This window comes from Streptomyces yerevanensis (assembly GCF_000716805.1).
GTDB lineage: Bacteria > Actinomycetota > Actinomycetes > Streptomycetales > Streptomycetaceae > Streptomyces > Streptomyces flaveus.
This window is the reverse complement of record NZ_JNWJ01000008.1, coordinates 153,215-178,685: the sequence shown is the minus strand read 5'-3', so window position 1 is coordinate 178,685 and position 25,471 is coordinate 153,215. Positions and strand designations below refer to the sequence as shown.

General features: G+C 69.6%; 24 protein-coding genes and 1 pseudogene. 17 read left to right on the top strand and 8 right to left on the bottom strand.

Annotated elements, in window-relative coordinates; translation table 11 throughout:
• The first annotated feature begins 135 nt into the window (after nt 1-135).
• The 3 genes and pseudogenes from OP79_RS10795 (at nt 136) to OP79_RS10785 (ending at nt 3,981) form a co-directional block, all read left to right on the top strand.
• The gene (locus tag OP79_RS10795; RefSeq protein ID WP_033319823.1) at nt 136-2,031 is read left to right on the top strand and encodes an AMP-dependent synthetase/ligase; all 1,896 of its coding nucleotides are present in this window, start codon (nt 136-138) and stop codon (nt 2,029-2,031) included.
• Nucleotides 2,032-2,439: 408 nt separating this feature from the next.
• A pseudogene (locus OP79_RS10790) lies at nt 2,440-3,414 on the top strand (glycoside hydrolase family 10 protein); the annotation flags it as partial.
• A gap of 126 nt (nt 3,415-3,540) precedes the next feature.
• The gene (locus OP79_RS10785; RefSeq protein ID WP_033319904.1) at nt 3,541-3,981 is read left to right on the top strand and encodes a PPOX class F420-dependent oxidoreductase; all 441 of its coding nucleotides are present in this window, start codon (nt 3,541-3,543) and stop codon (nt 3,979-3,981) included.
• 29 nt (nt 3,982-4,010) lie between these two features.
• On the opposite strand, the gene OP79_RS10780 is transcribed toward OP79_RS10785, so the two are convergent.
• Complete coding sequence (locus OP79_RS10780) at nt 4,011-4,586, bottom strand: pep a2 (protein WP_245685274.1); 576 nt, start codon at nt 4,584-4,586, stop codon at nt 4,011-4,013.
• A 302-nt stretch (nt 4,587-4,888) separates the two neighbouring features.
• On the opposite strand from OP79_RS10780, the gene OP79_RS10775 reads away from it, so the two are divergent.
• Nucleotides 4,889-5,194 carry a DUF5133 domain-containing protein gene (locus OP79_RS10775; RefSeq protein WP_078491717.1) on the top strand — a complete coding sequence of 102 codons (306 nt, stop codon included), beginning with the start codon at nt 4,889-4,891 and terminating at the stop codon, nt 5,192-5,194.
• Nucleotides 5,195-5,373: 179 nt separating this feature from the next.
• Here OP79_RS10775 and OP79_RS10770 read toward each other — a convergent pair whose 3' ends face one another.
• Nucleotides 5,374-5,985, bottom strand: a complete 612-nt coding sequence (locus OP79_RS10770) for a LysE/ArgO family amino acid transporter (RefSeq protein WP_033319822.1) — start codon at nt 5,983-5,985, stop codon at nt 5,374-5,376.
• A 69-nt stretch (nt 5,986-6,054) separates the two neighbouring features.
• Between OP79_RS10770 and OP79_RS10765 the strand changes: the two genes are divergently transcribed.
• Entirely contained in the window at nt 6,055-6,966 is a 912-nt protein-coding gene (locus OP79_RS10765; RefSeq protein ID WP_033319901.1) for a LysR family transcriptional regulator ArgP, read from the top strand.
• A gap of 179 nt (nt 6,967-7,145) precedes the next feature.
• On the opposite strand, the gene OP79_RS10760 is transcribed toward OP79_RS10765, so the two are convergent.
• Entirely contained in the window at nt 7,146-7,679 is a 534-nt protein-coding gene (locus OP79_RS10760) for a hypothetical protein (protein ID WP_033319821.1), read from the bottom strand.
• A gap of 592 nt (nt 7,680-8,271) precedes the next feature.
• Between OP79_RS10760 and OP79_RS10755 the strand changes: the two genes are divergently transcribed.
• The 3 genes from OP79_RS10755 (at nt 8,272) to OP79_RS10745 (ending at nt 11,741) form a co-directional block, all read left to right on the top strand.
• The gene (locus OP79_RS10755; protein WP_033319820.1) at nt 8,272-8,649 is read left to right on the top strand and encodes a DUF485 domain-containing protein; all 378 of its coding nucleotides are present in this window, start codon (nt 8,272-8,274) and stop codon (nt 8,647-8,649) included.
• Nucleotides 8,650-8,666: 17 nt separating this feature from the next.
• The gene (locus tag OP79_RS10750; protein WP_051744576.1) at nt 8,667-10,310 is read left to right on the top strand and encodes a solute symporter family protein; all 1,644 of its coding nucleotides are present in this window, start codon (nt 8,667-8,669) and stop codon (nt 10,308-10,310) included.
• A 174-nt stretch (nt 10,311-10,484) separates the two neighbouring features.
• Complete coding sequence (locus OP79_RS10745; RefSeq protein WP_033319819.1) at nt 10,485-11,741, top strand: DUF4032 domain-containing protein; 1,257 nt, start codon at nt 10,485-10,487, stop codon at nt 11,739-11,741.
• A gap of 9 nt (nt 11,742-11,750) precedes the next feature.
• On the opposite strand, the gene OP79_RS10740 is transcribed toward OP79_RS10745, so the two are convergent.
• Nucleotides 11,751-12,599, bottom strand: a complete 849-nt coding sequence (locus OP79_RS10740) for a universal stress protein (RefSeq protein WP_033319818.1) — start codon at nt 12,597-12,599, stop codon at nt 11,751-11,753.
• A gap of 93 nt (nt 12,600-12,692) precedes the next feature.
• Nucleotides 12,693-13,898, bottom strand: a complete 1,206-nt coding sequence (locus OP79_RS10735; protein ID WP_033319817.1) for a cytochrome P450 family protein — start codon at nt 13,896-13,898, stop codon at nt 12,693-12,695.
• Nucleotides 13,899-14,178: 280 nt separating this feature from the next.
• Between OP79_RS10735 and OP79_RS10730 the strand changes: the two genes are divergently transcribed.
• The 3 genes from OP79_RS10730 (at nt 14,179) to OP79_RS10720 (ending at nt 15,922) form a co-directional block, all read left to right on the top strand.
• Complete coding sequence (locus OP79_RS10730; RefSeq protein WP_078491709.1) at nt 14,179-14,805, top strand: RNA polymerase sigma factor; 627 nt, start codon at nt 14,179-14,181, stop codon at nt 14,803-14,805.
• The gene (locus OP79_RS10725) at nt 14,795-15,388 is read left to right on the top strand and encodes a hypothetical protein (RefSeq protein ID WP_033319816.1); all 594 of its coding nucleotides are present in this window, start codon (nt 14,795-14,797) and stop codon (nt 15,386-15,388) included. Before OP79_RS10730 ends, OP79_RS10725 begins: the two co-directional genes overlap by 11 nt.
• A 138-nt stretch (nt 15,389-15,526) precedes the next feature.
• On the top strand, nt 15,527-15,922 hold the full coding sequence (locus OP79_RS10720) for a hypothetical protein (protein ID WP_051744565.1): 396 nt from the start codon (nt 15,527-15,529) through the stop codon (nt 15,920-15,922).
• Between the two features lie 76 nt (nt 15,923-15,998).
• On the opposite strand, the gene OP79_RS10715 is transcribed toward OP79_RS10720, so the two are convergent.
• Genes OP79_RS10715 through OP79_RS10705 form a run of 3 tightly spaced genes read right to left on the bottom strand, consistent with a single transcriptional unit; the run spans nt 15,999 to nt 19,128 of the window.
• Nucleotides 15,999-16,784: a DeoR/GlpR family DNA-binding transcription regulator gene (locus tag OP79_RS10715; protein ID WP_033319897.1), complete on the bottom strand. Its 786-nt coding sequence runs from the start codon at nt 16,782-16,784 to the stop codon at nt 15,999-16,001.
• A 56-nt stretch (nt 16,785-16,840) separates the two neighbouring features.
• Entirely contained in the window at nt 16,841-17,893 is a 1,053-nt protein-coding gene (pdxA, locus tag OP79_RS10710) for a 4-hydroxythreonine-4-phosphate dehydrogenase PdxA (RefSeq protein WP_245685273.1), read from the bottom strand.
• The gene (locus OP79_RS10705) at nt 17,890-19,128 is read right to left on the bottom strand and encodes a four-carbon acid sugar kinase family protein (RefSeq protein ID WP_051744564.1); all 1,239 of its coding nucleotides are present in this window, start codon (nt 19,126-19,128) and stop codon (nt 17,890-17,892) included. The genes pdxA and OP79_RS10705 overlap by 4 nt, the downstream gene beginning before the upstream one ends.
• 189 nt (nt 19,129-19,317) lie before the next feature.
• On the opposite strand from OP79_RS10705, the gene OP79_RS10700 reads away from it, so the two are divergent.
• Genes OP79_RS10700 through OP79_RS10675 form a run of 6 tightly spaced genes read left to right on the top strand, consistent with a single transcriptional unit; the run spans nt 19,318 to nt 25,441 of the window.
• Nucleotides 19,318-20,904, top strand: coding sequence for an ABC transporter substrate-binding protein (locus OP79_RS10700; RefSeq protein ID WP_033319815.1), 1,587 nt, complete (start codon nt 19,318-19,320; stop codon nt 20,902-20,904).
• Between the two features lie 3 nt (nt 20,905-20,907).
• Nucleotides 20,908-21,837, top strand: a complete 930-nt coding sequence (locus OP79_RS10695; RefSeq protein ID WP_033319814.1) for an ABC transporter permease — start codon at nt 20,908-20,910, stop codon at nt 21,835-21,837.
• A gap of 3 nt (nt 21,838-21,840) precedes the next feature.
• Nucleotides 21,841-22,740 carry an ABC transporter permease gene (locus OP79_RS10690; protein WP_033319813.1) on the top strand — a complete coding sequence of 300 codons (900 nt, stop codon included), beginning with the start codon at nt 21,841-21,843 and terminating at the stop codon, nt 22,738-22,740.
• 3 nt (nt 22,741-22,743) lie between these two features.
• The gene (locus OP79_RS10685; protein WP_051744563.1) at nt 22,744-23,616 is read left to right on the top strand and encodes an ABC transporter ATP-binding protein; all 873 of its coding nucleotides are present in this window, start codon (nt 22,744-22,746) and stop codon (nt 23,614-23,616) included.
• Nucleotides 23,613-24,464: an ATP-binding cassette domain-containing protein gene (locus OP79_RS10680; protein WP_051744562.1), complete on the top strand. Its 852-nt coding sequence runs from the start codon at nt 23,613-23,615 to the stop codon at nt 24,462-24,464. The genes OP79_RS10685 and OP79_RS10680 overlap by 4 nt, the downstream gene beginning before the upstream one ends.
• On the top strand, nt 24,461-25,441 hold the full coding sequence (locus OP79_RS10675) for an aldo/keto reductase (RefSeq protein ID WP_106972346.1): 981 nt from the start codon (nt 24,461-24,463) through the stop codon (nt 25,439-25,441). Before OP79_RS10680 ends, OP79_RS10675 begins: the two co-directional genes overlap by 4 nt.
• Nucleotides 25,442-25,471: the final 30 nt, after the last annotated feature.

Sequence of the window (25,471 nt, the reverse complement as noted above, 5' to 3'; positions counted from 1 at the left end):
CCTGGAAAGACCATCGGGATCAAGTCACTTGTCGGTTCCGGACACGGCTGTCGTCGGCGTGGACTAGATTTCAAACGCTCTCGGCCCCAAGCCTCCATCCCCGAGGGCGCTGTGAGAAGAATGCTGGAGCGGCGCATGCATGTGTCCGAAGTTCCGTCCTCGGCTCTGCCCTTGATGCAGGGAGGACTCGCCGACAGTCTCTTCGACACGGCGGAGCGCACGCCCTTGCTTCCACAGATCGCGCGCCGTTCCGAGACCTCCCCGCCGACCTGGTCGCCGGTGACCACGGTCGAGTTGCGGGACGAAGTGATCGATCTGGCCAGGGGGTTCATCGCGTCCGGGCTGTATCCGGGGCATCGCGTGGCCATCATGGCCCGTACGCGCTACGAGTGGACCGTGCTCAGCTACGCGCTGTGGGCGGTGGGAGCCGAGATCGTCCCGATCTACCCGACCTCCTCGCACGATCAGGTCGCGTGGATCCTGCGCGACGCGAACTGTGTCGGTGTGGTCGTCGAGGACGAGCAGGGCCTCATGACGGTCGGCTCGGCTTGCGCCGCGCTGCCGCAGCTGCGTCACGTCTGGCAGTTGGACGCCGGGTCCCTCGCGCAGCTGGTGGAACTGGGCCGGTCGGTACCGTTCTCGGCCGTCGAGTCGATGCGCCGGATCGTGTTCCCCGACTCGACCGCGGCCATCGTGTACACGTCCGGCACGACAGGGCACCCCAGAGGCTGTGCCGTGAGCCATCGCAATCTGGCGAGCCCCTGCGACTCCCTGCTGGCCGGCTGGGCGCACACGACGGCGCCGCCCAGCCGGCAGCCGGCCGTCCTCGCCTTCCTGCCCTTCTCCCATGTGTACGGCCTCATGGTCCAAGGGATCTGTGTACGCGGCGGATTCCTGATGGGCCATGAGTCCGAGATGCACCAGGAGGCGCTGTCCGAGGCCTTCCTGTCGTTTCGCCCCACATTCATCTTCGCCGTCCCGTTCGTCTTCGAGAAGATCTACAAGAATTTCCTGCGCAAGGCCCAACAAGCGGGCCACGGTGCGCTGTTCGACCGCGCGGCGCGCATCGCACGGCGATTCGCCGGTGCCGTGGAGCGGCAGCAGCTGGGCACGGGCGCCGGGCCCAACCTCGAACTGCGCGCCCAGCACGCCTTCTACGAACGGACCGTCTACCGGAAGCTGCGAGCCGCACTGGGCGGAAGAGTGTGCGGCGCGTGTTCGGGCGGCTCGCCCCTGAACCGGCAACTCGCCCTCTTCTACTCGGGAATCGGGATCTTCATCCACGACGGGTACGGGCTCACGGAGACGAGTGGCGGGATCACCGCGCAGCCCGTCGGCCGGCAGAAGTTCGGCACCGTCGGACGCCCCGTGCCGGGCATGGAGGTCCGCGTGGCCGAGGACGGGGAGATCCTGGTGAACGGCCCCTCGGTCTTCCAGGGTTACGTCAATGACGTGCCCGGCACTCGGGAGGCGCTCCGCGGCGGCTGGCTGGCCACGGGGGACATCGGGCGGCTCGACAACGACGGGTATCTGGCCATCACCGGCCGCAAGAAGGACATCATCATCACGAGCAGCGGCAAGAGCGTGGCTCCGGCGGCCCTCGAGGAACGTCTCCGCGTCCACCCTCTCATCCATCAAGCGGTCGTCGTGGGTGACAACCGCCCCTGCGTGGGAGCCCTGATCACCCTGGATCCGGAGTTTCTCGCCCACTGGCGCGCGAACCTGCCCCTGGGGGGCGCGTCGAGCCGGGACGTACGGGAGCAGAACGCCCTGCGGGAAGAGGTCATGCGCGCGATCGCGGCGGCCAACAGCACGGTGTCCCGCGCCGAGTCCATCCGCGTGTTCCGCATCCTCCCGGAGCCCATCGACCCGGCCACCGGGCTGATGACACCGTCGATGAAGCTACGCAGGGACGCCATCACGCACCACTTCGCGGCCGAGATCGACGCGATGTACGCGACATCGCGAGCCGCGAGACGCAGCCCGGCCGTCGAGTCCTTCGCCTGGGAGGACGACAACGTGTTCCGGTGAGGCGTCCCCGGGCGGCAGGACGTCACACGTGCTCTCGGCATCCGCCGCCCGTCTTCGAAACATTCGTGAGTGACGGCGACTGTTCTGTGGAATTGGACGGAATTAGGCCTCAGGCGACTTGAAGCCAACCGGAATCCACCTTCGCGATACCCGTTGACTCCATGAAACGGCAGCCGTAAATTCTCCGCAGCAATTCGGAAACACATCCGAAACTTTCGGAGATCTGGACGTCCAGATCAACTTCAGTCACACCAGTACGTCCCACGCAGCACGCACAGCACACAGCACGTGCAACCGGAAGGAAGACCTGAAGCAAGAAGGGACGAAATGGCCATGAGTACGTCCATCAGTCACGAGCCGGCGCCTCCGCTCCGGCGTTCCCGTGCCCGCAGCGCACTGGTGCTCGGCATGGCCGGTCTGCTCGCCGCGGCCGGTGTCACCGCCCTCTCGGGGACGGCCGAGGCGGCCAGTACGCTCGGCGCCGCGGCGGCGGAGAAGGGCCGCTACTTCGGTGCCGCGGTCGCGGCGAACCACCTGGGCGAGTCCGCGTACGCCTCGACGCTCAACACCGAGTTCAACTCGGCGACACCCGAGAACGAGATGAAGTGGGACGCCGTCGAGAGGACCCGCAACACGTTCACCTTCGGCCCCGCCGACCAGATCGTCAATCACGCCCAGAGCAGGGGCATGAAGGTCCGCGGGCACACTCTCGTATGGCACTCCCAGCTGCCCGGCTGGGTCGGAGGTCTCGGCGCCGCCGACCTCAGATCGGCGATGAACAACCACATCACCAAGGTCATGCAGCACTACAAGGGCAAGATCCACTCCTGGGATGTCGTCAACGAGGCCTTCCAGGATGGCAGTAGCGGCGCCCGGCGCAGTTCGCCCTTCCAGGACAAGCTCGGCGACGGCTTCATCGAGGAGGCGTTCCGCACCGCCCGGGCCGCCGATCCCGCGGCCAAGCTCTGCTACAACGACTACAACACGGACGGCGTCAACGCGAAGAGCAATGCCGTCTACAACATGGTCAGGGACTTCAAGGCACGCGGCGTCCCGATCGACTGCGTGGGCTTTCAGTCGCACTTCAACAGCGCGTCACCGGTGCCCGGCGACTACCAGGCGAACCTCAAGCGCTTCGCCGACCTCGGCGTCGATGTGCAGATCACCGAGCTGGACATCGAAGGCTCCGGCACGGCCCAGGCCAACAGCTACAGCAACGTGGTCAAGGCCTGCCTGGCCGTGTCGCGTTGCACCGGCATCACCGTCTGGGGCGTCACCGACAAGTACTCCTGGCGCGCAAGCGGCACTCCCCTGCTGTTCGACGGCAACTACAACAAGAAGCCCGCGTACAACGCCGTGCTCACGGCACTCGGCGGCTCCGGCTGAGGATAACCGTTTCAACGGCAAGGAGCGCGTGGCGTGGCGATCCCGGTCGCCACGCCACGCCGCCGAGTGCGAGACCACCTCGAGAACGGAATGCCTCGGCAGCTCCCGGGCGTTGAACAGCGCATGCCCCACGACACGAGCCAGGACGCCTTGCTCAAGCTGCTCAGTGAGTACGACGGCGGGGTGCTGGTCACCCTCAAACGCGACGGACGGCCTCAGCTGTCGAACGTCAACCACGCGTACTACCCCGACGAGCGGACCGTGCGCGTCTCGATCACGGACGGCCGCGCCAAGACGCACAACATGCGCCGGGATCCACGGGTGTCGTACCACGTGACCAGCGAGGACCGCTGGGCCTACACCGTCGTCGAGGGCGTCGCCGACCTCTCCCCCGTCGCACGGGATCCGCACGACGAGACGGTCGAGGAACTCATCCGGCTCTACCGCGACGTCCAGGGCGAGCACCCCGACTGGGACGACTACCGCGCCGCCATGGTCCGCGACCGCCGCCTCGTTCTGCGCCTGCGGATCGAGCGGGCGTACGGAGCGCCCCGCGCCCGCTGAAGAACGGGCACGCCCGGCACCGGTGGAACTCAGGCTCGGATGGATGTGCGCACCACGGTTCCGCTCGGCGAGCCCGCCGGATTCCAGGAGCCGACGTCGGGTGCCGCTGCCGTGAGCAGGTTCGTGGGCGCGGAGTCCGCCAGGGCGGGCACCGGTGCCTCGCGGGGCATCGGACGTGCCACGCGCAGACTGGGGGCGGGGGAGGTCGGGACCAGCGGAGCGCGCTCGACGGCGCGGGCCCGGCGCGAGAACCAGATGATCCTGCCGCCGGTTCCTGTGGCGCAGCAGCCCCAGCCGTCGCTCACGGCGACGATGTGGGCGAGGCAGCCCGGTTGGGCGTACTTCGCGTGCAGGTCCGCGTCGTTGTCCGCGATGGCGGTGATGAGGTGCTGGCCGGTCCACCACATCTCGATGATGGTGTTCTTGTCCGCGGCGTGCTCGTCGATCGTGTGCAGCAGCACCTCGGCGCAGTGACAGACGGACTCGACGAGGTCCTCCAGGTTCCAGTACCGGAGGTGGGCGGCCAGAATGCGCCTGACCTGTGCAACCCGTTCCGGGCTGACCTCCACGTCGAGGTGGTAGTAGCAGGGCACTACGGTCTTCATCGTCGTTGACTCCTCACCGGCGAAGCTCTCGCTCCCCCTCGCCCGCGGACCGAGTCCCGAGCACGAAGCGTGAGCGCTGATCGCTCCTGAGTCACTCCAGGGTGAGAGTGCTACTCCGTTCGTGCAACACGAGAGGCAAGAGCACCCTGTCGTTCAAGAGACAACAGGACGTTCTGTGGCGCCGCAGGCACCATGGGTAAAGGCTTCGGCCGCTGTGACCGGTCGGCGCCGCTCCGTGCACGGCCTTCACACATTGGCCAGGTGAACCGTGCGCACTCGCGAGGAGGAAGGTGACCAGTGAGATGCTGCTGCCTGCCAAAGCCGAGGTCGCCAGGCATCTGGAGCAGTACCGGGCCTGGGAACGCCTGATGCTCGCCGCCCCCACCGACCGCGCGGCGCGGGACAACTTCGAGAGCACGGGCTACACCCTGTGCGTGCTGATGGGGAAACGCTGCGCCCGCGAAGCCGCTGACGCCGCCGAGCGCTATCTGGGCGCCGATTTAGCGGTGTATTTCGGAAGCCGGGACGGCAGGACCCGCCGCCGAAACGGCGGCCGCAGGACGACCGGCGCATGTCCGACCGGGCTCGCGACGGTACCGGGGCACTAGGTACCGCAGACACCGGCGCGGCAGGGACACACCGCCGGAACCGCAAGCGAAGGCGAACTCAAGGACAGTGGAGGTGAGACCCATTCCGCCTGCGCCGGGCGGTCCCCACCAGTCGCTCGGGCTGCTGGCGGTGGCCGTCGTGCATCGCGGCGACCGCCAGGGTCCGGGGACGCGCGGGCTCACGCCCCGGCGAGCAGCGTGGCGCCGAGGGCGATCATCGTCACGGCGACCAGGCCGTCCAGTACGCGCCATGCCGACGGCCGGGCCAGGAAGCCGCTGAGCAGCCGGGCACCGAAGCCCAGCGCGACGAACCAGCACAGGCTGGCGAGTGCGGCGCCGAGGCCGAAGGTCCAGCGGAGCGGGCCTCGGTCGGCCGCGACGGAGCCGAGGAGGAACACGGTGTCGAGGTAGACGTGCGGGTTGAGCCAGGTCATCGCCAGGCAGGTGAGTACGGCCCGCCGCCGCGAGCCCGCCGAACCGGCTTCCACCCGCAGGGCCGAGGGGCGGAAGACCCGCCGGGCCGCGAGGCAGCCGTAGACGAGCAGGAAGACGCCGCCGGCCAGCGCGACCACGGTGAGCGCCGACGGCCAGGCCACCACCACGGCGCCGACTCCGGCGACGCCCAGCGTGATGAGGGCCGCGTCGGACAGGGCGCAGATGCCCACCACCGCGAGCAACGCCTCCCGGCGGACGCCCTGGCGCAGCACGAAGGCGTTCTGCGCGCCGATGGCGACGATGAGCGAGAGGCCGGTGCCGAATCCGGCGGCCGCGGCGGTCAGGGCGTTGGTCACGGCGTCGACGTTAGGAAGCCGGGCAGCAGGAGTACAGCTAAAGATTCTTACGTATCATTAGTGTTCGTGATGACGGAGCTCCCCCTGGACCAGGTGCGTACCCTGCTGGCCGTCGTGGACGAGGGCACGTTCGACGCCGCCGCCACTGCTCTGCATGTGACGCCGTCGGCGGTCAGCCAGCGCGTCAAGGCGCTCGAACAGCGCACGGGACGCGTCCTGTTGATCCGTACGAAGCCGGTGCGGCCCACCGAGTCCGGCGAGGTCGTCGTCCGCTTCGCACGCCAACTGGCCCGGCTGGAACGGGAAGCCCACACCGAACTCGGCATGACCGGCTCGGAGGAACCGACGCGTCTGTCGATCGCCGTGAACTCCGACTCGCTGGCGACCTGGTTCCTGCCGGCGCTCACGCGCGTGCCCGAGGAGCTGCGGCTCTGCTACGAGTTGCGCCGCGAGGACCAGGACCACACGGCCGCGCTGCTGCGCGAGGGGCTGGTGATGGCGGCGGTGACCTCGTCGCCGGACCCGGTGGCCGGGTGCAGCGTCCGCAGTCTGGGCCGTATGAGCTATGTCCCGGCGGCGAGCCCCGGCTTCGCGGCGCGCTGGCTCGGCGACCCGCCGGACGTGCCGCTGCGAGACGCCCTCGCCGACGCGCCCGTGGTCTGCTTCGACCGGCGCGACGACATCCAGGACGGGTTCGTACGGGGGCTCCGGCGGGGCCGGGGCGGCGCGAGCTCGCTGCGCCACTTGGTGCCGACCTCGGAGGGCTTCGTCGACGCCGTCGCCGCCGGGATGGGCTGGGGCATGGTGCCCGAGGTTCAGGCCGCGCCCCTGCTGGACGCGGGTCGACTCGTCAATCTGGCGCCGGACCGGAAGGTCGACATTCCCTTGTTCTGGCAGCAGTGGAAACTCGACTTTCCGGCGCTCGCGACCGTCGCGGAGATCGTCGCGGCGGCAGCTGCCGAAGTTCTTGATACGGCATGACGCAACTGTCCGGACAAATCGCTGCTCGTGAGGAATCTGCTGGAAATCCGGGAAAAGAACGACGCGATCGCCAAAGACGTACATGAATTGTCAAGAGTGAGGAAATTCCCTTTTCTGGATCCTCACAAGTCCGGGACGATCCATCCTCACAAGTGCCCGATAATCTGGGCCGTCCGGCGTCAAGCGGTCGGCCCTTGCCCCGTTTCCTTCTTGAGGAAGCTCGTCACCTGGGCGGCCAGGCTGTCCCCGGCGCCCTCGGGGCGGGCGCCGACACCGACGGCCGGCTCGCGCAGGTCGACGCCTCCGGACCAGAGGTACCTGTGGGTCCACTCGTCGTCGACCTTCAGCTGGACCTGGATGTCCACCTGGCCCAGGCAGGCCTCGTCGGCCGCGGCGTACAGAACGGCCGTGACCCGGCGCAGCGGATAGACGTCGAAACCCTCGATGAACTGCGAGTTCCGCCAGTCGAGGAACGCGCTCTCGCCGTCGGTGCCGACCCGGATGTCGAGCTGGCCGTCTTCGAGGTGGATGCCGAAGTACGCCGTCGTGCGGTTCTCGACGGTCACCCGGAATCTGACGTAGGTCAGGCCCTCGGCCGCGTCGTCACGCCCCCGCGGCGGCTCCGCCTTCTCCAGGCCGTGGACGCGGACACGCAGGCCGGCATGCTCCTCGCCGTACTCCTGCCAGTCGCCCACCACGTTCGGCTCGTACACAGTCCACCTCTCCGCCTCAGAGAGCTGCTTCTTATCTGTGCGCGCGACGACGTGTCAAATGAGCGGAATGGGCCGTGGCCAGGGATTTTGCCCCACTTGATCGGCGATCAAGCCGTGGCAAGGCACGATCCGCGTCACCGGCTCCGCGGGCGGCGGTACACGCGTGCTGCACATCACGTCCCACACACGTCTCGCCCCCTGTGCGGAAGAGCCCGTGAACGACGCGCGGCGAAGGGGCGGAGGCAGGGAAAGTGACGCGCGTTGAATTTGAGTCACCGACGGCCAATAGCAATGATGCGGTTGATAGTTGAAACGCTGCAATGCCACAATCCGATGCGGCCGCGCTGACCACCCCACCAGCGGGGCCGCCCGGCATGGTCGAAGCAAGGCTTCAGTGGCATTTCGGGCGAATTCCCGACCTGCGTGAACCGAAAACGTGATACCTGTTCAAAAGTCGTCTCCCGCATATTCAGTGAGCAATTTCCGCGTTCAGACCGCGAACACAAGGCCTCAGACAAGGCACGGTATGCCAAGACACTCCAACTCGCCTCACAGCTCCCCACCCGGGCCATACAGCTCCCCACCCGGACAGATGCCGCCCGCCCCGGCGGCGGAGAACAGAGTCGCCTCGCATCCCGACTTCCGCTCCATACGCGGAGCCCACCGCTCGTTCGGGATCGTGGCGCTGCTGATCTCGGTCGGCGGCTTCCTGCTGCTCGTGCTGCTGTCGGGCTTCGCACCCGGAGTGCTGAACCAGGAAATGTTCGGCCATGTGACGGTGGGGCTGGCGGGTGGCATCGGCCAGTTCGCCGTGATGGCCCTGACCGCGTGGCGGTACACGGTCCACATGGAGCGGCGGATCGACCCGGCCGTCGACCGTCTGCGGGCGGAGATCGCCCGCGACGAGGCCGAGCAGGCTCGTGTCCAGCAAGCCCGTGGCCCCCAGCAGAGGCGGTTCGGTTCGTGGTGACTTACTCCGACGGCCGCATGATGACTCTCTCCGAGGGCGTCGTCGGCGGCACCAGTCTGAAGCTGACCTTCGTCCTGTTCGTGTCGGTCGTGGTCGTCAGCATGTTCTCGGCCCTCATCACCGCTCCGCAGGGCGACGAGATCAGCGACTTCTACCTGGGCGACCGGACCATGTCGCCCCTGCGCAACGGGCTGGCGATGTGCGGCGACTATCTGTCCGCCGTCACCCTTCTGGGCAGTACCGGACTGGTCGCACTGACCGGATACGACGGTCTGCTCTATCTCGTCGGCACCGTCGTCGCCTGGATGATGGTGATGCTGCTGATCGCCGAACCCCTGCGCAACTCGGGCAAGTTCACCCTCGGCGACACACTCGCCCTGCGGCTGCCCCGTAGCCAGCGCTCGGTACGCATCGCCCTGGCCGCCTGCACACTGATCATCTGCGTCCTCTACATCGTTGCCCAACTCGTCGGCAGCATCGCCCTGTTGACCCAGTTCATCGGCGAGCCGAGCGCCACCGTCCGCACCATGTGCGTCGTACTCATCGGCACCCTGATCGTGCTGTACGTGGCGCTCGGCGGGATGCCCGGCGCGACCTTCCTCCAGATCGTCAAGGCCGTCATGCTGATCGCCGGCGTCGCGGTGACCGCCATCATCGTGCTGCACCGCTTCAGCTGGAACATCGACGGCCTTCTCGGCGCCGCAGCCGACGGCAGCGGCATGGGGCAGCGGTACCTGGAGCCGGGGCTGCGCTACGGAGGCAGCACGACCAGCAAGCTCGACTTCTTCAGTCTGCAGATCGCCATCGCGCTGGGCCTGGCGGCACTCCCCCACATGACGATGCGTCTGCTCGCTCCCCGCGCCACCCGTGTTCTGCGCCGATCAGTGCTGTGGGCCACGGGCCTGGTCGGCTTCGTGTGTCTGGCGGCGGGCGTGCTCGGCCTGGGTGCGACGGCGATCGTCGGCCGCGACTCCATCGCGGAGGTCGACGCCAAGGGCGACGCGGCGGTACTGCTGCTCGCCAACTCCATCGGCGGCGCCGTACTCACCGCACTCATCTCCTGTCTGGCGTTCATCACCCTGATGGCCGTCGCGGCCGGGCTCATGCTCGCCGCGGCATCCTCGCTCGCACACGACCTGTACGGGCAGGTGATCCGCAAGGGCAAGGCGAGCCAGACCGAGGAGCTGAACGCGGCCCGGCTGTCCGCCGTCGTCATCGGGGTCCTCGGCATGCTCCTCGCGCTTCTGGCGTGGGGCACGAACACCGCCAGCCTGGGATTCCTGGCCTTCGCCATCGCCGCGTCAGCCATCCTGCCGACCATGGTCTACAGCCTGTTCTGGCGTCGCTTCAACGCACGCGGCGCCCTGCTGAGCCTGTACGGAGGTCTCACCACCTCCGTGCTGCTGGTCATCTGCTCCCCCGTCGTCTCCTCGACGCCCACCTCGTTCTATCCCGACGCGGACTTCGCCTTCTTCCCCCTCCAGAACCCGGGCATCGTCTCCGTACCGGCCGGGTTCCTGCTGGGCTGGCTCGGCACCGTGATGAGCCATGGCGAAGAAGAGGCCGCCGACGTGTACGAGCAGTTCGAGGTCCGCGCGATGCTCGGTACCGGCGAGCAGGAGGAGGTGCCGCAGGAGGAGCCGGTGGGCGCGCGACAGTGACGCCGGCCGGGCAAGGCATCGGCCTTCTGTGATGACGAGTGGGGCCGGTGCCGTGCGGCATCGGCCCCACTCGTCGCCCGCGGTACACCTCGTGCCGGTTGACGAACCGGGCGTCCGAGTGCGGAGATGCTCTTGCGAGCTGACGGACGACCGCGAGGCGAGGGCCCAAGAGCAATGGCATTGCACATCAGCGCCACCAATCCGGAGCATCCCGCGCTGCTGCTCGAACTGCCCTGGGATCTGCCCCTGGAGGACTGGCCCGAGCGCCACCTGGTGCCGCTGCCGCGCGGCATCTCACGGCACGTGGTGCGGTACGCGCGCGCCGGCGACGAGGTGGTGGCCGTCAAGGAGCTGGCCGAGCGGCCCGCCGTGCGGGAGTACGAGCTGCTGCGCTCTCTGCACCGGCTCAACATCCCCGCGGTGGACCCACTCGCCGTGGTCACCGGCCGCACCCGGGACGACGAGGCGCCCCTGGAGCCGGTGCTGATCACCCGGCATCTGAACGGCTCGATGCCCTACCGGTCGATGTTCGAGACGACGATGCGGCCCGCCACCATGCACCGGCTCATGGACGCGCTCGCCGTGCTGCTGGTCCGGCTCCATCTGGCCGGGTTCGCCTGGGGCGACTGCTCCCTGTCCAACACGCTGTTCCGGCGCGACGCCGGAGCGTTCGCCGCGTACCTCGTCGACGCGGAGACCGGCGAGCTGCACCAGAAGCTCAGCGACGGACAGCGCAGTTACGATCTCGATCTCGCGCGCGTGAACATCAGCGGCGAGCTGCTCGACCTGGAGGCGTCGGGGGCGCTGCACCCGTCCGTCGATCCGATCGACTTCGGTACGGAGATCTGCGGCCGCTACCAGAGCCTGTGGCAGGAGCTGACCCGTACGTCCGTGTATCCGGCGGGCAAACACCACTACATCGACCGCCGGGTCCGCCGGCTCAACGAACTCGGCTTCGACGTCGCCGAGATGCAGATCGCGCACTCCTCGAACGGTGACAGCGTGACCTTCGTGCCCAAGGTCGTCGACGCGGGCCATCACCAGCGCCAGCTTCTGCGGCTGACCGGGCTCGACACCGAGGAGAACCAGGCGCGCCGGCTCCTCAACGACCTCGAGAGCTGGATGGCCACCCAGGAGGACTACGCACCCGGCGACCCCCTCGCCGCACGCCCCGAGGTGCTGGCCCACCGCTGGGTGCGCGAGGTGTTCCGGCCCACCGTGCGCGCCATACCGAAGGAACTGCGCGGCTCCATGGACGCGGCGGAGCTGTACCACGGGCTGCTCGAGCACCGCTGGTATCTGTCCGAGCGGGCGCAGCACGACATCGGCCTGGACACGGCCGTCGAGGACTACGTCAAGCACATCCTGCCGAAGCTCCGGGCGAAGCTGCCGGCGCCGAACGCCGCCGCGTCGCGGGCGCCGTCAGCCTGAGCGCGGCGCTCAGGACGGCGGGACGACCGCCACCGGGCAGGGCGCGTGACGCATGACCGCGTGCGCCACCGAACCGATCCGTGACCCCACGGCCGAGCGGTGGGCGCGCCGCCCGACCACCATCAGCTGGGCCCGGGACGCCACCGACAGCAGCACCTCGCCCGCGCTGCCGATCTCGACGTGCTCGGTCACGGGCACCTCGGGGAAGCGTTCCCGCCAGGGCTTCAGGGCCTCGTCGAGGGCCTGCTTCTCGTACGGTTCCAGGCCGCCGGCCTCGTCGAGGGTTTTCAGCAGGCCCGGGCTGTACGAGTAGAGCGCCGGCAGGCTCCAGGCCCGTACGACCCGTACGGTCGCGCCGCGTGCCGCCGCGGTCTCGAAGGCCAGCTCCAGGGCCGTGGCGCTGTCGTCCGGGCCGCCCTGCTGTCCGACGACGATCTCGCGGCCCGCCGCCTCGTGTTCTGCGTGGTCATCGGCGCGTACGTGGACGACGGGGCGTCCGGTTTCGGCGGTCACCTGCTGGCCGACGGAACCGACAAGGAAGCCGACGATCGCTCCGTGCCCGCGCGAGCCGAGCACCAGCATCTCGGCGGCCGACGCCTCGGCTACCAGCGAGGGGACCGGGGCCGCGTCCAACAGGTCGGTGGACACCGGCAGCTCCGGGTGCCGCTCGGCGAGGCCGCTCGCGGCCTCCCGCAGCGCGTCCCGCGCCTTCGCGTCGTGCTCCCCCACGTCGTCGCTCTCCCAGGCCTGCACCAGACGCAGCGGCAGCTCGCGGCGGACGGCTTCCCGGCCGGCCCAGGCCACGGCGGCCAGGCTCTCGGGTGATCCGTCCACTCCCACGGTGATCGGGCGGGTCATACGGGTGTCCTCCTGCGTTGTCCTGCGTCGCATGCCGGCACGGAGTCGTCGGCCGGACTGCCGACAGTACACAGGACGCGGCCGGTGTGATCATCACCAGCGCACAGGCAGCTTCCGTACGCCCCGGATCAACAACCCCGGCGTCCATGGCAGTTCGGACTCGTCCGCGTCCGGCGCCAGGTCCGGGCAGCGTTCCAGCAGGGTGCGGAAAGCGATCCGGCCTTCCAGCCGTGCCAACGGCGCGCCCAGGCAGTAGTGCAGGCCGTGGCCGAAGGCGATGTGACCGCGGGAGTCCCGGCGGATGTCGAACCGGTCGGGGTCCTTGAAGCGCTCCGGGTCGCGGTCGGCATCCGCCATGCTGATCCGGACGGTGGAGCCCGCGGGGATGGTCACCCCGCCCATCTCCACATCCTCCAGGGCCAGGCGGTCCGTGCTGTTCTCCACCGGGCCGTCGTAGCGGAGCATCTCCTCGATCGCGCCGTCGAGCAGGCCGAAGTCGGCGCGCAGATCGGCGAGTTGGCCGGGATGTGCGAACAGCGCCCGCAAGCCGTTGCCGATCAGGTTGACCGTGGTCTCGTGACCGGCGATGAGCAGCAGATTGGACATGCCGATGAGCTCGTCCGGCTTGAGCCGGTCACCGTCCTCGTCCGCGGTGTGGATCAGCGCGCTGAGCAGATCCTCACCGGGCTTCGCCCGCTTGGCCGCGATCAACTCGGCGAGATACGCCGACTCCTCCTGGTAGGCGAGCGCCTCCGCCTCCGGGCTGGTGCGCGCGACCATCTCGTTGGACCAGCGGCGAAAGGCTTCCCGGTCCAGCCCGGGGACGCCGAGCAGTTCGCAGATGACGGTCATGGGCAGCGGGAAGGCGAAGGAGGCGATCAGATCGGCCCGCCGCTCCTCCACTGCCAGCATCCGGTCCAGCAGCTCATCGGTGACCTGCTGGATGCGAGGAGCCAGTGACTCGATACGTCGCGGGGTGAATTCCCGGGCCACCAGTCGCCGCAGTCGGGTGTGGTCCGGCGGGTCCGACATCAGCATGTGCATGAGGGCCGGCTGGCCCTGCTCGGTGTTGACGATCTGTTTGATGTTCCCGGACCTCAACCAGTTCCGGCTGAGCCGTGGATCGGTGAAGGCCGTTCGGCATGCCTCGTGGCCGACGACGAGCCACACCTCCTCGCCGTCGGGGTCATACACACGGTGGACGGGCCCTTGGGCACGGAGCCGGGCGTAGACGGGATACGGATCACGCAGAAAGTCCGGACCGAGCTGCTTCAGATCGACGATGGATCGGGCCACCATTCAACTCCCCCAGTTCGTGGGCCGAAATGGCACGTTAACCCGCCTTCGGTGCGGATGAACGCCGGTTTCCGGACAGTTGCGCCCGGCCGCGCCGACAGGGACGCGGGTCCCCGGGAGCGGCGGTCGGCGGCCCGGACTGGGAGTTGAGGTGAGGGTTGAGCGCCGAGCCGGAAAAGGACCTGCGTGACCGGGCCGTACTCGGGTAAATGATCACTCGGTGCACAACACGGCGGGCAGGCGACGGCCCGCCCGACTTCACAACGGGGAGACATCCGAGCCCATGGGCCACCCGCCGACCGGTCCCTCATCCTCGCCGTCACCGCCACCGACCCGCTTCGACGAGACCTTCTGCGAACTCCTGCCCCGGCTCTACCGAAGAGCCGTCATGCTGGCCGGGACGAGATCCTGGGCCGAGGACGCCGTGCACGAGGCCTATCTGAAGCTGGCCGCACGGCCGCAGCGATTCCTCGACCACCCGGAGCCGTACGCCTATGCCTTCACCGCGCTGCTCAGCGTCGTACGCGACACCCATCGCCGCGAGCGCCGTCAGGTCCTGGTGGATGATGTGGAGGTGTCGAGTGCCGCCGACGGTGCCGGGCAGGCGGGCCGACTCGGCTCGATCGGGCCGGTGGTCGCGGCGGGCTGGGACGGCGGAGTGGAGCGCCGTGACGCCGAGATGGAGGCGGTACGGCTGCTGGGCAGGCTCTCTGCCAAGCAGGCGGGTGTGGTGATACTCGTCGATCTGGACGGTTACACCATCGATCAGGCGGCCCGGATCATAGGGGTGCACCGCGGAACGGCCGCCCGGCATCGCACGCGTGCGCTTCAGAAGCTGCGCTCGCTGCTGGACAGAGGTGAGCGGGAACGCGCGGACCGTTCAGGAAAGGAGCCGGGGCATGAGGCCTGACGCAGAGCCCGACGACCGCGTTGCCGAGCTGCTGCGCGACCGGCTCAGGGCCGCCGACGAGGAGATCGAGACGCCACCCGGGCTGTGGGAGCGCGTCCGGTCCGCCGACGCTCCGCCGCGCAGGGCGGCCATCGGTGCACGGCTGCGGACAGGTTGGGTGGTCGCGGCCGCCGCCGTCCTGGTGTGTGCCGTCGCGCTGGGCGCCTGGTGGCTGGTCCGGCCGACCGACGGCACTCCTGCCGACCGGGGGCGGTTCGATGCGTCGGTGACGGTGTTCAACGCCGAAGGGCCGTGCCGTCCGCTGCGCACGCTGGAGTGCGCGCTGCGGCTGGCGAAGGACCCGTACGCCGAGTACGCGGCGCCGGGGAACACGGCCGGCCGCGTATGGCACGGCGACCGGCTGGCCACGGCGTGTGTCGTCACCCGCGGCACGATGGTGACGGACGAGAGCGGGATCAGCTCGACGCGCTGGTACCTGGTCAGGAACCGTGAGGGAGCAGAGGGCTGGCTGCCGGGTGTCCGTACCCGCAACACGGCCGAGCTGCGCACGTGTTCGGCGGACGAGGCGCGTAACTCGCCCTGACCGCTACCCCCTTGACGTGTCTCCTTGACATGTGACGAGCGTCACTCGACCCCGTGTCATACAGGGCGGCCCCTGTCTTCGTGTGCTGTGCGTAAGACAGGCACGACCAAGCCGAACACGACAACACGGGGAGATCTCATGCGACTTCGTACTGCCCTCGGTGCGGCCCTCGCCGCCACGGCCCTGACGGCGGGACTGACCGGTTCGGCCGCCGCGTCGGCCGGTGACACCTCGGACGGCGTCTCCGCCAGGGCGAGCTTCACGGTGTGGGCGACCGACGTCAATGTCCGCGACAACCCGGGCAACCCGGGTGCGTGCGACGCGTTCCCGTCGCCGGGCAACTGCCCTGTGGTGGCAGGGCAGTTGCAGCCGGGCCAGGCCTTCGAGGCGGTCTGCCAGAAGCAGGGCCAGAACGTCTCCGGCAACCCGTGGTGGGTCTACATCACGCGCGGTGACTCCCGCGGCTACATCGCGAGTTACTACGTCGACCATCCGGACAACCAACTGCCCGGCGTCCCGGTCTGCGGCGCCTGAGCCTCACGAAAGGGCTCGGAAGGGCCGGGCGCGTCCCAGCGCCCGGCCCTTCCGCTCGGCCACGTTCAGGCCAAGTTCAGGGCATGTCCTCGGACTTGGCCAGGACCGTGGTGACCCCGCGGCTGTGCAGCTCGTCGAGGACGCGGGGGTCGGCCGCGTCGTCCGTGACCAGGGTCCAGCCCGCGGGCAGGGTGGCCCAGGCGTGGAAGGGGCGGCGGCCTACTTTCGCGGCGTGGGCGAGCACGTAGACGTGGTCGGCGCGGCGGGCCATGAGCTCTTTCAGGCGGGTCTGGCGCAGGTCGGCCTCACAGATCCCGTGCTCCGGGGAGACGCCGTCCGTGCCGAGGAAGACGCGGTCGAAGGTGAGCCGTTCGAGGGCGGCCTCGGTCAGCGGGCCGACGAAGCCCTGGCTGAGCGGGCGGAGGGTGCCGCCGAGGCACTCGACGTGGACGTTCTGGACGTCGGCGAGTTCCTGGAGCGCGGTCAGGCCGGTGGTCGCGACGGTGACGTTCTTGGCCGTACGCAGTTCATGTGCGAGCGCGCCGACGGTCGAGCCCGCGTCGAGGAGGAGCGTCTCGCCGGGCTGAATCTGGTCGGCGGCCCAGCGGGCGATGGCGCGTTTGGCCTCGAAGGCCTCGCCCGTGCGCTGTCGCAGTGAGGCCTCGGGGTGCGCGGACAGCGCCATCGCGCCGCCGTACGTCCGGGCGAGGCGTCCATCCGTGGTGAGCTTCGCCAGGTCGCGGCGGATGGTGGAGGCCGTGACGCCGAACAGCTGCGAGAGTTCGTCCACGCTGGTCAGGCCGGTGGTGGTGGCAAGCTGGACGATCCGGTCGCGCCGGGACCTGGATCCGATCGCAGACATCAGTCCTGTGTCCTCCGGGTGTGCGGTGGTGTCCTCCGGGACCCACGAGAGCGGGGTCATCGGGCGGCCGAGGCGGATGACATCTCGGCGGCCTGCCGCAGCGCCTCGACCATGCTACCGGCCTCGGCACGGCCGGTTCCCGCGATGTCGAACGCGGTGCCGTGGTCCACGGAGGTACGGATGACGGGCAGTCCCACGGTGAGGTTGACGCCCGTTTCGATGCCGAGGACCTTCACCGGGCCGTGGCCCTGGTCGTGGTACATGGCGACGATGAGGTCGTAGTCGCCGCGGCCGGCGAGGAAGAAGGCGGTGTCGGCGGGGATCGGCCCGCGGGCGTCGATGCCGTCGTTGCGTACGGCCTCCACGGCGGGAACGATCTTCGACTCCTCCTCGCCGTAGCCGAACATGCCGTTCTCGCCCGCGTGCGGGTTGATGCCGCAGACGCCGATCACGGGGGCGTCGACGCCCGCGCGGACCATGGCTTCGTGGCCGCGGCGCACGGTGCGTTCGACGAGGCCGGGCTCGATGCGGTTGACGGCGTCGATCAGGCCGAGGTGCGTGGTGACATGGATGACCTTCACCCTGGGCGTGGACAGCATCATCGACACCTCGTCCACGCCGGTGAGGTGGGCGAGGAGTTCGGTGTGGCCGGGGTAGAGGTGCCCGGCGGCGTGCAGAGCCTCCTTGTTGAGGGGGGCGGTGCAGATGGCGTGGACCTCGCCGTTCAGGGCGAGCTGGGCGGCGACGCGGATGTAGTGGTACGCGGCGTCGCCCGCCGCTGCGTCGAGGGTGCCCCAGGGCAGGTCGGCCGGGAGCAGTCCGAGGTCGACGACGTTGATGCGGCGGGGCGTGAACTCGGCCTGGGCGGGGCCGTCGAGGGCAACGATGTCACAGCTGATGCCGAGGATGTCCGCCGCCTGCCGCAGGCGGTGGGCGTCGCCGATGACGACGGGTCGGCAGCCGCGCAGGGTGTCGGGGTGCAGCAGCGCCGGCACGATGACCTCCGGTCCGATGCCGGCACCGTCGCCCATGGTCACCGCGATGATCGGGAGCCGATGTCCGGCGGTGCCGGACTGCTCGGCGGACGCGGCGGTGCGGGCTGCGTTCACGTGGGTTCTCCTTGCGGGGCGAACGACGGGGTCAATGCGGCGGCGTGGTCGGGGCGCAGCGCGCGGGCGATGCGCAGCAGGGAGTCGGTGTCGCCGAAGCTTCCGGGGCGGGTGACGACGGAGCGGCCGTCGGCGGTGCGGGAGTGCACGGCGCCGTGGTGGATCTGCCCGACGGGCAGCAGCTCACGGATACCCAGGGCGTCCAGCACGCGGCGTGCGGTCTCGCCTCCTGTCAGGACCAGGTCGCTGTCGAAGGCGGTTTGGGCGACCGTGCGGGCGAGCCCGGCCACCAGAGCGCGGGCGGAGCCGGGCTCGACGGGGTCGCTGCCGTCGATGCTGACGATGGTGATGCCGTCCGGCGCGGTGGCGAACGGGTGCGGGCCGCCGTGGTCGGTGAGCATGTGCGCCGGTACGGGTATGTGGTGCGCACCGGAGGCCAGCAGTTGCGCGATCTGCGCAACTGCGCTGGGCTCGGTGGTTCCGACCACGACAAGCAGCGGTCTGGGCGGCGTGGTCGCCGGGGTTTCCCGGAGCCCGGACCCGTGCGCTCCCGCCAGTTTCCGGCCGAGGGCGACGGCCAGCCCGCCCGCCCCCAAAAGCCGTACGCCGGGGCCGAGTTGAAGAACCGCCTCGGCTATCGCGTCGAGGTCGGCGTCCGTCTCGGCGTCACACACCGGGTGGTGCCCCTTCGCGATGAGGGTGCGCAGCCAGCCGGACAGCGCCAGGACGGGCGAGCGCACCACCGACAGCGGCACCACCCACGTCGGCAGGTTACCCAGCGCCGCCCGCACCGATTCCGGCGCCGGGCCCCGCTCGGCGCGCCAGGCGTCGGTCGCGTGCAGCGCGGTGCCGTGCAGATGGACGACGCCGTCGCGCACGGTACGGCCCGCGACCGGCAGGGCGGGGGCGATCACGACGCCCGCGGCACCCTCGGCGTAAGCGGCCGTCTCCGAGGCGAAGTTGCCCCGCAGCAGCGAGTCGGCCTTCTTCAGGACCAAGCCGCCGTCGGCGTACCCCATGACGTCCCGTACGGCGTGTGCGGCCTCGTCCGCGGTGAGCTGCCGGGTGTCGAGGTCGAGTACGAGCGCCTCGCCGTCCGACGGGGGTGTGGTGGGCGGGCCCAGCAGGATCCGGCCGGGCAGGCCCAGTGCGGCGGCGGTCTCGGCGGCGCCGGACAGGTCGTCCGCGAGCGCCAGTACGCGGGATGGGCGACTGGCGAATGTGGTGCGGGACACGAGTACCTCCTCGGGCCTGTGGGTGATCGGCCCCGGACGCCGATGATGGCACGACTGCGCGAAGTGCGCGAGACTCCTTGCGCGATTCGCGCAACCGTGCCACCTTTTTCGGCGCGACACTTCTGCGCCACCCGGTGCCCGGGCGGCGTCAGCGAGAGCCGGTCGCCCTCAAGAACCGAGAAGGTCGACATGACCCCAACCCCGCATCGTGTCCCCCCGCCCGGTCACCTCACCCGCCGCACCGTGCTGCGCTGGAGCGCCCTCGGCGGTGCGGGCGTCTCCCTCGGTCCGCTGTCCGCCTGTGCCGGACCCACGGGCGCGCCCGGCCCTGGCACCCTCACCCTCGGTCTGAACCGCTCCCTGGTGAGCCTCGACAACAAGCTGAACCAGTTCGAGGCGGCGGTGACCGTGCAGCGCGCCGTGCGGCAGGCGCTCACCCGTATCGGCCCGGACCTGGAGCCCCAACTCGTCCTCGCCGACCGGTTCGAGATGACCGAGCCCACCGCGTGGGCGGTGCGGCTGCGCGAGGGCGTGTGCTACTCGGACGGCAGCCCGGTCACCGTAGAGGACGTGGCCACGGCATTACGCATGTACGGCAAGGTCCCCGGTTCGTTCCTGCTCGGCCTCTTCCCCGAGCTGCCCACCGTCGAGGCCACCGGTGAGCGGACCTTCCTCCTGCGCACGGAGCGTCCGGTGCCCGTGCTCGACCGGCTCATAGCCAACATCCACATCACCCCGGCCAAGGCCAACCGGCCCGAGGAACTGCGCTCCGGGCTCGGCTCGGGCCCGTACCGTGTCGTCCGCGCGAACAGCGGAGCCGGCGAGTACACCCTCGCCCGCAACACCCGGTACTGGGGCAGGCAGCCGTCCGTCGACACGGTCCAAGTCCGGTTCGTACCGGAGGAGTCCAGCCGTGTCGTCGCCCTGCGCAGCGGAGAACTCGACGTCGTCGACACGCTGACGCCGGACTCCGCGGAACAGCTCATCGGGCTGCCGGGCGTCACCGTCCAGGAGAACGTCGGCGTCCGCATGTGCCAGCTCTTCTACAACTTCCGTAAGCCCGAGGGGCATCCGCTCGCCGACCCCCGGGTGCGGCAGGCGCTGACGTATGCGATCGACGGCAGCGCCCTCGTCGACGACGTGCTGACCGGGACGGCCGAGGAGGCCCGCGGCGTGGTCCCGCTCGCCCTCCAGGGTGCGGTGCCCACAGGAACGTACGCCTTCGATCCGGGGCGGGCCCGACAGCTTCTGAGGTCGCTCGGCGCCGACGATCTGCGGATCAAAGTCATCTGGGAGTCAGGGGAGTTCGCCGGCGACACCTCCGTCATGGAGGCCGTGCTCGACATGCTCCAGGACGTCGGTGTGCGCGCCTCGCTCCAGCAGTTCCAGCCCGGCGGCGACATCCTCAAATGGCGTCAGGGGCGCGCCGGCGACTGGGATGTCATCGGCAACGGCTACAGCAGCCCGACCGGTCAGGCGCTCACCATGCTGCAGGGGATGTACGGCGGTACGGCCGAGAAGGAACGTACCGGCGACGCGTTCATGGGCTATGTGATCCCCCGGATCGAGCGGCAGTTGTCGGCCGCCGCCACCGAGGTCGACGACGCGGAGCGGGACCGGCGGCTCGCCGCGGTACAGCGCGCCGTCTGGGACACCTGGCCGAGCCTGTGGGCCTTCGCGCCCAAGACGCTCCTTGCCCGCCGCGACCGCGTCCAGGGGCTGGCGCTCCAGGCGATCAACTCCTACGACCTGACCGCGATACGTCTGGAGGGCTGAGCCGTGTCGAAGTACCTCGCCCGCCGCATCGGCCAGAGCCTGCTGACCGTCTTCCTCACGCTGACCACCGTCTTCCTGCTGGTGCGCCTCGCGCCCGGTGATCCGGCCTCCGCGTACGCGGCCCCCAACGCGACCACGGCCGAACTGGCCCGTATCCGTGAGCAGTTCGGGCTCGACGACCCGCTCCTCGTCCAGTACGGATTCTTCCTGCGCGACCTGTTCACGGGGGACCTCGGCACGAGCTACTCCTTCAGCTCCCCCGCCTTCGACGTGGTCCTGGACCGGATGCCGTACACCATCACGCTCGCCGTCTCCGCCATCGCGGTCACGACCGTGGTGGCCGTGCCGCTGGGCGTGTGGATGGCCCGCCGAGCCGACACACGCAGGGAGCTGGGCGCCAATGTGCTGACGATCGCCGGGCAGTCGATGCCGGACTTCTGGACCGGTGTGATGCTGCTGACGGTCTTCGCGGTGGTCCTTCCGATACTGCCCGCCTCCGGGTTCACCACCTGGAGCGGCCTGATCCTGCCGACCGCGACCGTGGCCGTCCTCCAACTCGCTCTGGTCTCACGGCTGGTGCGGCGCGAGATGACCACCGCGCTGGCCTCTTCGTACATCACCGTGGCCCGCTCCCGCGGGGTCTCCGAGTCGGCGCTGACCTGGCGCTACGCGCTCGCGAACTCCGCGGTGCCGCTGGTGACGGCACTCGGTACGCGCTTCGCGGCGCTGCTCAACGGTGTGGTCGTGGTGGAGGTCGTCTTCGGCTGGCCGGGGGTCGGCTCGCTGGTCGTACGCGCTCTGGAGACCCGCGACTATCCGCTGATCCAGGCCACCGTCCTGGTCACCGCGACCCTAGCGATCCTCGTCCAGCTCCTCGTCGACCTGGCCTATCCGCTGCTCGACCCACGGGTACGCCTCGGAAAGGCGGCCTGAGCCATGACCACAGCCGTCAGCACCGGCCGGCCCAGCGCCGTCACCGCGCGCGATCTCGCCCGGGCCACCGCGACCCGGCAGCGGCGCGGCGCCCGCCTCAAGCTGTGGGCCGGGGCGATATGCACCGCCCTCGTCGTGCTGCCCGTAACACTCGCCGGTGTACTGCCCCTGCCCGGCGCGGGCGCCCAGGACCTCTCCCGGCGCAGGCTGCCGCCGCTGAGCGAGGGGCATCTGTTCGGCACCGACCAGTTGGGACGCGATCTGCTCTCCCGCGTCCTGCACGGCGGCCAGGTGTCCCTCGCGGTGGGTGTCCTCGCCGTCCTCGTGTCCGGCCTGATCGGTATCGCGGCGGGCGCCGCGGCCGGGTTCTTCGGCGGCTGGATCGACGCGGTCGTCTCCCGGTTCCTGGAGGCCCAACTCGCCCTGCCGCTCCTGATGATGCTGCTCCTCGTGGTCGCCCTGTTCGGCCCGTCCGTCACCGTCATCACCTGCGTGATCGCTCTCGCGCAGTGGCCCGAGGTCGCGCGGCTGACCCGCTCGCTCGTCCTCGTCGAACGCGAGAAGGCGTACGTCGCCGCGGCCCGCGTACTGGGGCTGCCCTCCTGGTCGGTGCTCGCGCGCCATGTGATCCCCAACGTGGTACGCCCCGCGAGCCTGGTCGTTCTCCTGCTCCTCGCGCAGGCCGTGCTGCTGGAGAGCGCGCTGAGTTTCCTGGGAGCGGGACCTCAGCGGCCGTTCGCGACCTGGGGGCGGATCATCTCCGACGGCCAGGACTACATCACCACCTCCTGGTGGCTGGTCACCCTGCCCGGGCTGGTCATCGCGCTGCTGGTGGTCGGCGTCAACCTGCTCGGGGACGGGCTGCGGGACCGTACCCGGCCGCGTTCAGGGAAGGGAGCGTGAGGCATGGCAGAGGAAACCCCGGTCACCGCCGGCCCACCGCTGCTCGAGGCGACGGATCTGCAGATCGAGCTCATCACCGCGCACGGCGTGGTGCGCGCGGTCGACGGAGTGAGCTTCACCGTCCGCCGGGGCGAGACCGTGACCCTGATCGGCGAGTCCGGCTGCGGAAAGTCGACCACAGCGATGGGCGTACTGCGACTGCTGCCCGAAGGGCTCGCCGTGCTGTCGGGCAGCGTACGCATCGCCGGGCGGGACATCGTCGCCGATCCGGACGCCGCACGCGCGGTACGCGGGCGAACCGTTTCGCTCATTCCGCAGGATCCGATGACGGCCCTCAGCCCGGTGCACACCATCGGCCGCCAACTGGGCGACGCCCTACGCCTGCACCATCCGGGCATAACGCGAACAGAAGCCCGTGACACGGGAGTTGAACTACTCGCGCAGGTACGCATCACCGAACCTCAGACCCGCTGGAAGGCGTACCCGCACCAGTTCTCCGGCGGCATGCTGCAACGCATCCTCATCGCAACCGCGCTGGCCGCCGAACCGGAACTGCTGGTCGCGGACGAGCCCACCTCCGCGCTGGACGCAACGGTGCAGGCGAGCGTGCTCGACCTGCTGATGGAGCTTCAGGAACGCACGGGCATAGGCATGTTGATGATCACCCATGACCTCGGGGTGGCCCGGCTGGTCTCCGACCGGATCCACGTGATGAAGGACGGCCGTTTCGTCGAGTCGGGCTCCGCACAGCAGATCGTCGAGCGGCCCGCCGAACCGTACACCCGTGAACTCCTCGCCGCCGTGCCCCGTGTGGGTACATGGGACGAGGACGGCGACGGCCGGTCCGAGCCCGTCGCAGAGGAGGCGGCGTCATGACCGAACTCCCCACCGTCACAGGGCCGGTGCTCCTCTCCGTCGAGAACCTCGTCGTCGAATACGCCACGTCACGCGGCCCCTTCCGAGCCGTCGACCACGTCAACTTCCGCATCCCCCAAGGCGGTTCACTGGCGATCGTCGGCGAGTCCGGCTGCGGCAAGTCGACGCTGGCCCGAGCCCTGGTACGGCTGCTCAAGCCGGAAAGTGGCCGCATCATCCTGGACGGGACGGACATCGCCCAGCTCCCCGAACGACGACTGCGCCCCCTGCGCCGCCGCGTACAGATGGTCTTCCAGGACCCGTACGGCTCGCTGGACCCCCATCTCACCGCCCAGCAGATAGTCGCCGAACCTCTACATGTGCACGGCCTCTCCGACCGAGCCCAACGCGCCAGGCGGGCAGCCGAGTTGCTCGACCAGGTAGGTCTGCCGCCCTCGGCCCTGGACCGACGCCCACCCGAGTTCTCCGGCGGCCAGCGCCAACGCATCGGCATCGCCCGCGCCCTGGCCTCCCGCCCCGACCTGCTGGTCTGCGACGAGGCGACGTCCGCCCTGGATGTCTCCGTACAGGCGCAAGTCCTCGACCTCCTGCGGGAGTTGCAGAAGGACACCGGCATCGCCTACCTCGTCATCGCGCACCACCTTGGGGTAGTCCGGGAGATCAGCACCGATCTGCTGGTGATGCGCGCGGGCCGGATCGTCGAGTCCGGCCCGACGGCCACGGTGCTCACCTCCCCCACCGACCCCTACACCCGCGCCCTGCGCCGCGCCGCTCTGGACCCCACCGCCATTCGGGGCGTGAAACCCCGCCACCTGCTCACCTCCGCCCCGGAAGGAACCCCCACGTGACCCCCGGCATCGACCTGCCGAACATCCCCGTCCCGCTCTCCCGCCTGGTACTGGGCACCATGACCTTCGGCGACACCGTCGACGCCTCCTCCGCAGCCAACATGCTCGACGCCGCACTCGACGCAGGAATCACCGGCGTAGACACGGCCAACGGCTACGCGGGCGGCGAGAGCGAGCGCATCCTCGCCGGACTCCTGCCAGGCCGCCGCGACCGAATCGTCCTGGCGACCAAGGCCGGTATCCCCCACCCCGACCAGGGCGACAACGCCCCCCTCTCCGCAGCCGGCCTGCGAGCCGCACTGGAAGGCAGCCTGAAGCGCCTCGGCACCGACTCGGTCGACCTCTTCTACCTCCACCAGCCCGACCGCAAGACACCCCTGACCGAAACCCTGGCCACCATCGCCGAGTTCGTAGCCGAGGGAAAGATCCGCGCCCTCGGCGTCTCCAATTACGCGGCCTGGCAGATCGCCCAACTCATCAGCACCGCCGACGAGTTGAGAGCCCCACGCCCCGTCATCGCTCAACAGATGCACAACCTCCTCGCCCGCCGCATAGAGGAGGAGTACGTCGAATACGCCGCAGTCACCGGCCTGCGCACCATGGTCTACAACCCCCTGGGCGGCGGCCTCCTCACCGGCCGCCACCGCTTCGAACAGCCCCCGCAATCGGGCCGTTTCGGCGACTCCAAGGTCGCCGAGATGTACCGCCAACGCTATTGGGACGAACGCCTCTTCACCGCAGTGGACCAACTCTCCACCATCGCCGAAGCCGCGGGCATCCCTCTCACCGACCTGGCCCTCCGCTGGCTCCTGGACCGCGACTCGACCGACGCCCTGCTCCTCGGCGGCTCCAACACCACCCACCTACTGGCCAACATCACGGCCACCAACAACGGCCCACTGCCCCCCGACGTAACGGCGGCCTGCGACGAGATCGGCAAGGCACTACGCGGCCCAATGCCCGCATACAACCGCTGAAAAGGAGCCCCACATGCCCACCGTCTCGCA

Bases quoted from the DNA above. Each gene is read 5' to 3' on its own strand.
- OP79_RS10795 (WP_033319823.1), top strand. From the start codon at position 136: ATGCATGTGTCCGAAGTTCCGTCCTCGGCTCTGCCCTTGATGCAGGGA.
- OP79_RS10775 (WP_078491717.1), top strand. From the start codon at position 4,889: ATGCTGCTGCCTGCCAAAGCCGAGGTCGCCAGGCATCTGGAGCAGTAC.
- OP79_RS10740 (WP_033319818.1), bottom strand. From the start codon at position 12,599: ATGACCCGCCCGATCACCGTGGGAGTGGACGGATCACCCGAGAGCCTG.
- OP79_RS10680 (WP_051744562.1), top strand. From the start codon at position 23,613: ATGACCGAACTCCCCACCGTCACAGGGCCGGTGCTCCTCTCCGTCGAG.
- OP79_RS10700 (WP_033319815.1), top strand. From the start codon at position 19,318: ATGACCCCAACCCCGCATCGTGTCCCCCCGCCCGGTCACCTCACCCGC.
- OP79_RS10765 (WP_033319901.1), top strand. From the start codon at position 6,055: ATGACGGAGCTCCCCCTGGACCAGGTGCGTACCCTGCTGGCCGTCGTG.
- OP79_RS10750 (WP_051744576.1), top strand. From the start codon at position 8,667: ATGATGACTCTCTCCGAGGGCGTCGTCGGCGGCACCAGTCTGAAGCTG.
- OP79_RS10685 (WP_051744563.1), top strand. From the start codon at position 22,744: ATGGCAGAGGAAACCCCGGTCACCGCCGGCCCACCGCTGCTCGAGGCG.
- OP79_RS10730 (WP_078491709.1), top strand. From the start codon at position 14,179: ATGGGCCACCCGCCGACCGGTCCCTCATCCTCGCCGTCACCGCCACCG.
- OP79_RS10785 (WP_033319904.1), top strand. From the start codon at position 3,541: ATGCCCCACGACACGAGCCAGGACGCCTTGCTCAAGCTGCTCAGTGAG.
- OP79_RS10690 (WP_033319813.1), top strand. From the start codon at position 21,841: ATGACCACAGCCGTCAGCACCGGCCGGCCCAGCGCCGTCACCGCGCGC.
- OP79_RS10735 (WP_033319817.1), bottom strand. From the start codon at position 13,898: ATGGTGGCCCGATCCATCGTCGATCTGAAGCAGCTCGGTCCGGACTTT.
- OP79_RS10755 (WP_033319820.1), top strand. From the start codon at position 8,272: ATGCCGCCCGCCCCGGCGGCGGAGAACAGAGTCGCCTCGCATCCCGAC.
- OP79_RS10720 (WP_051744565.1), top strand. From the start codon at position 15,527: ATGCGACTTCGTACTGCCCTCGGTGCGGCCCTCGCCGCCACGGCCCTG.
- OP79_RS10780 (WP_245685274.1), bottom strand. From the start codon at position 4,586: ATGAAGACCGTAGTGCCCTGCTACTACCACCTCGACGTGGAGGTCAGC.
- OP79_RS10745 (WP_033319819.1), top strand. From the start codon at position 10,485: ATGGCATTGCACATCAGCGCCACCAATCCGGAGCATCCCGCGCTGCTG.
- OP79_RS10725 (WP_033319816.1), top strand. From the start codon at position 14,795: ATGAGGCCTGACGCAGAGCCCGACGACCGCGTTGCCGAGCTGCTGCGC.
- OP79_RS10715 (WP_033319897.1), bottom strand. From the start codon at position 16,784: ATGTCTGCGATCGGATCCAGGTCCCGGCGCGACCGGATCGTCCAGCTT.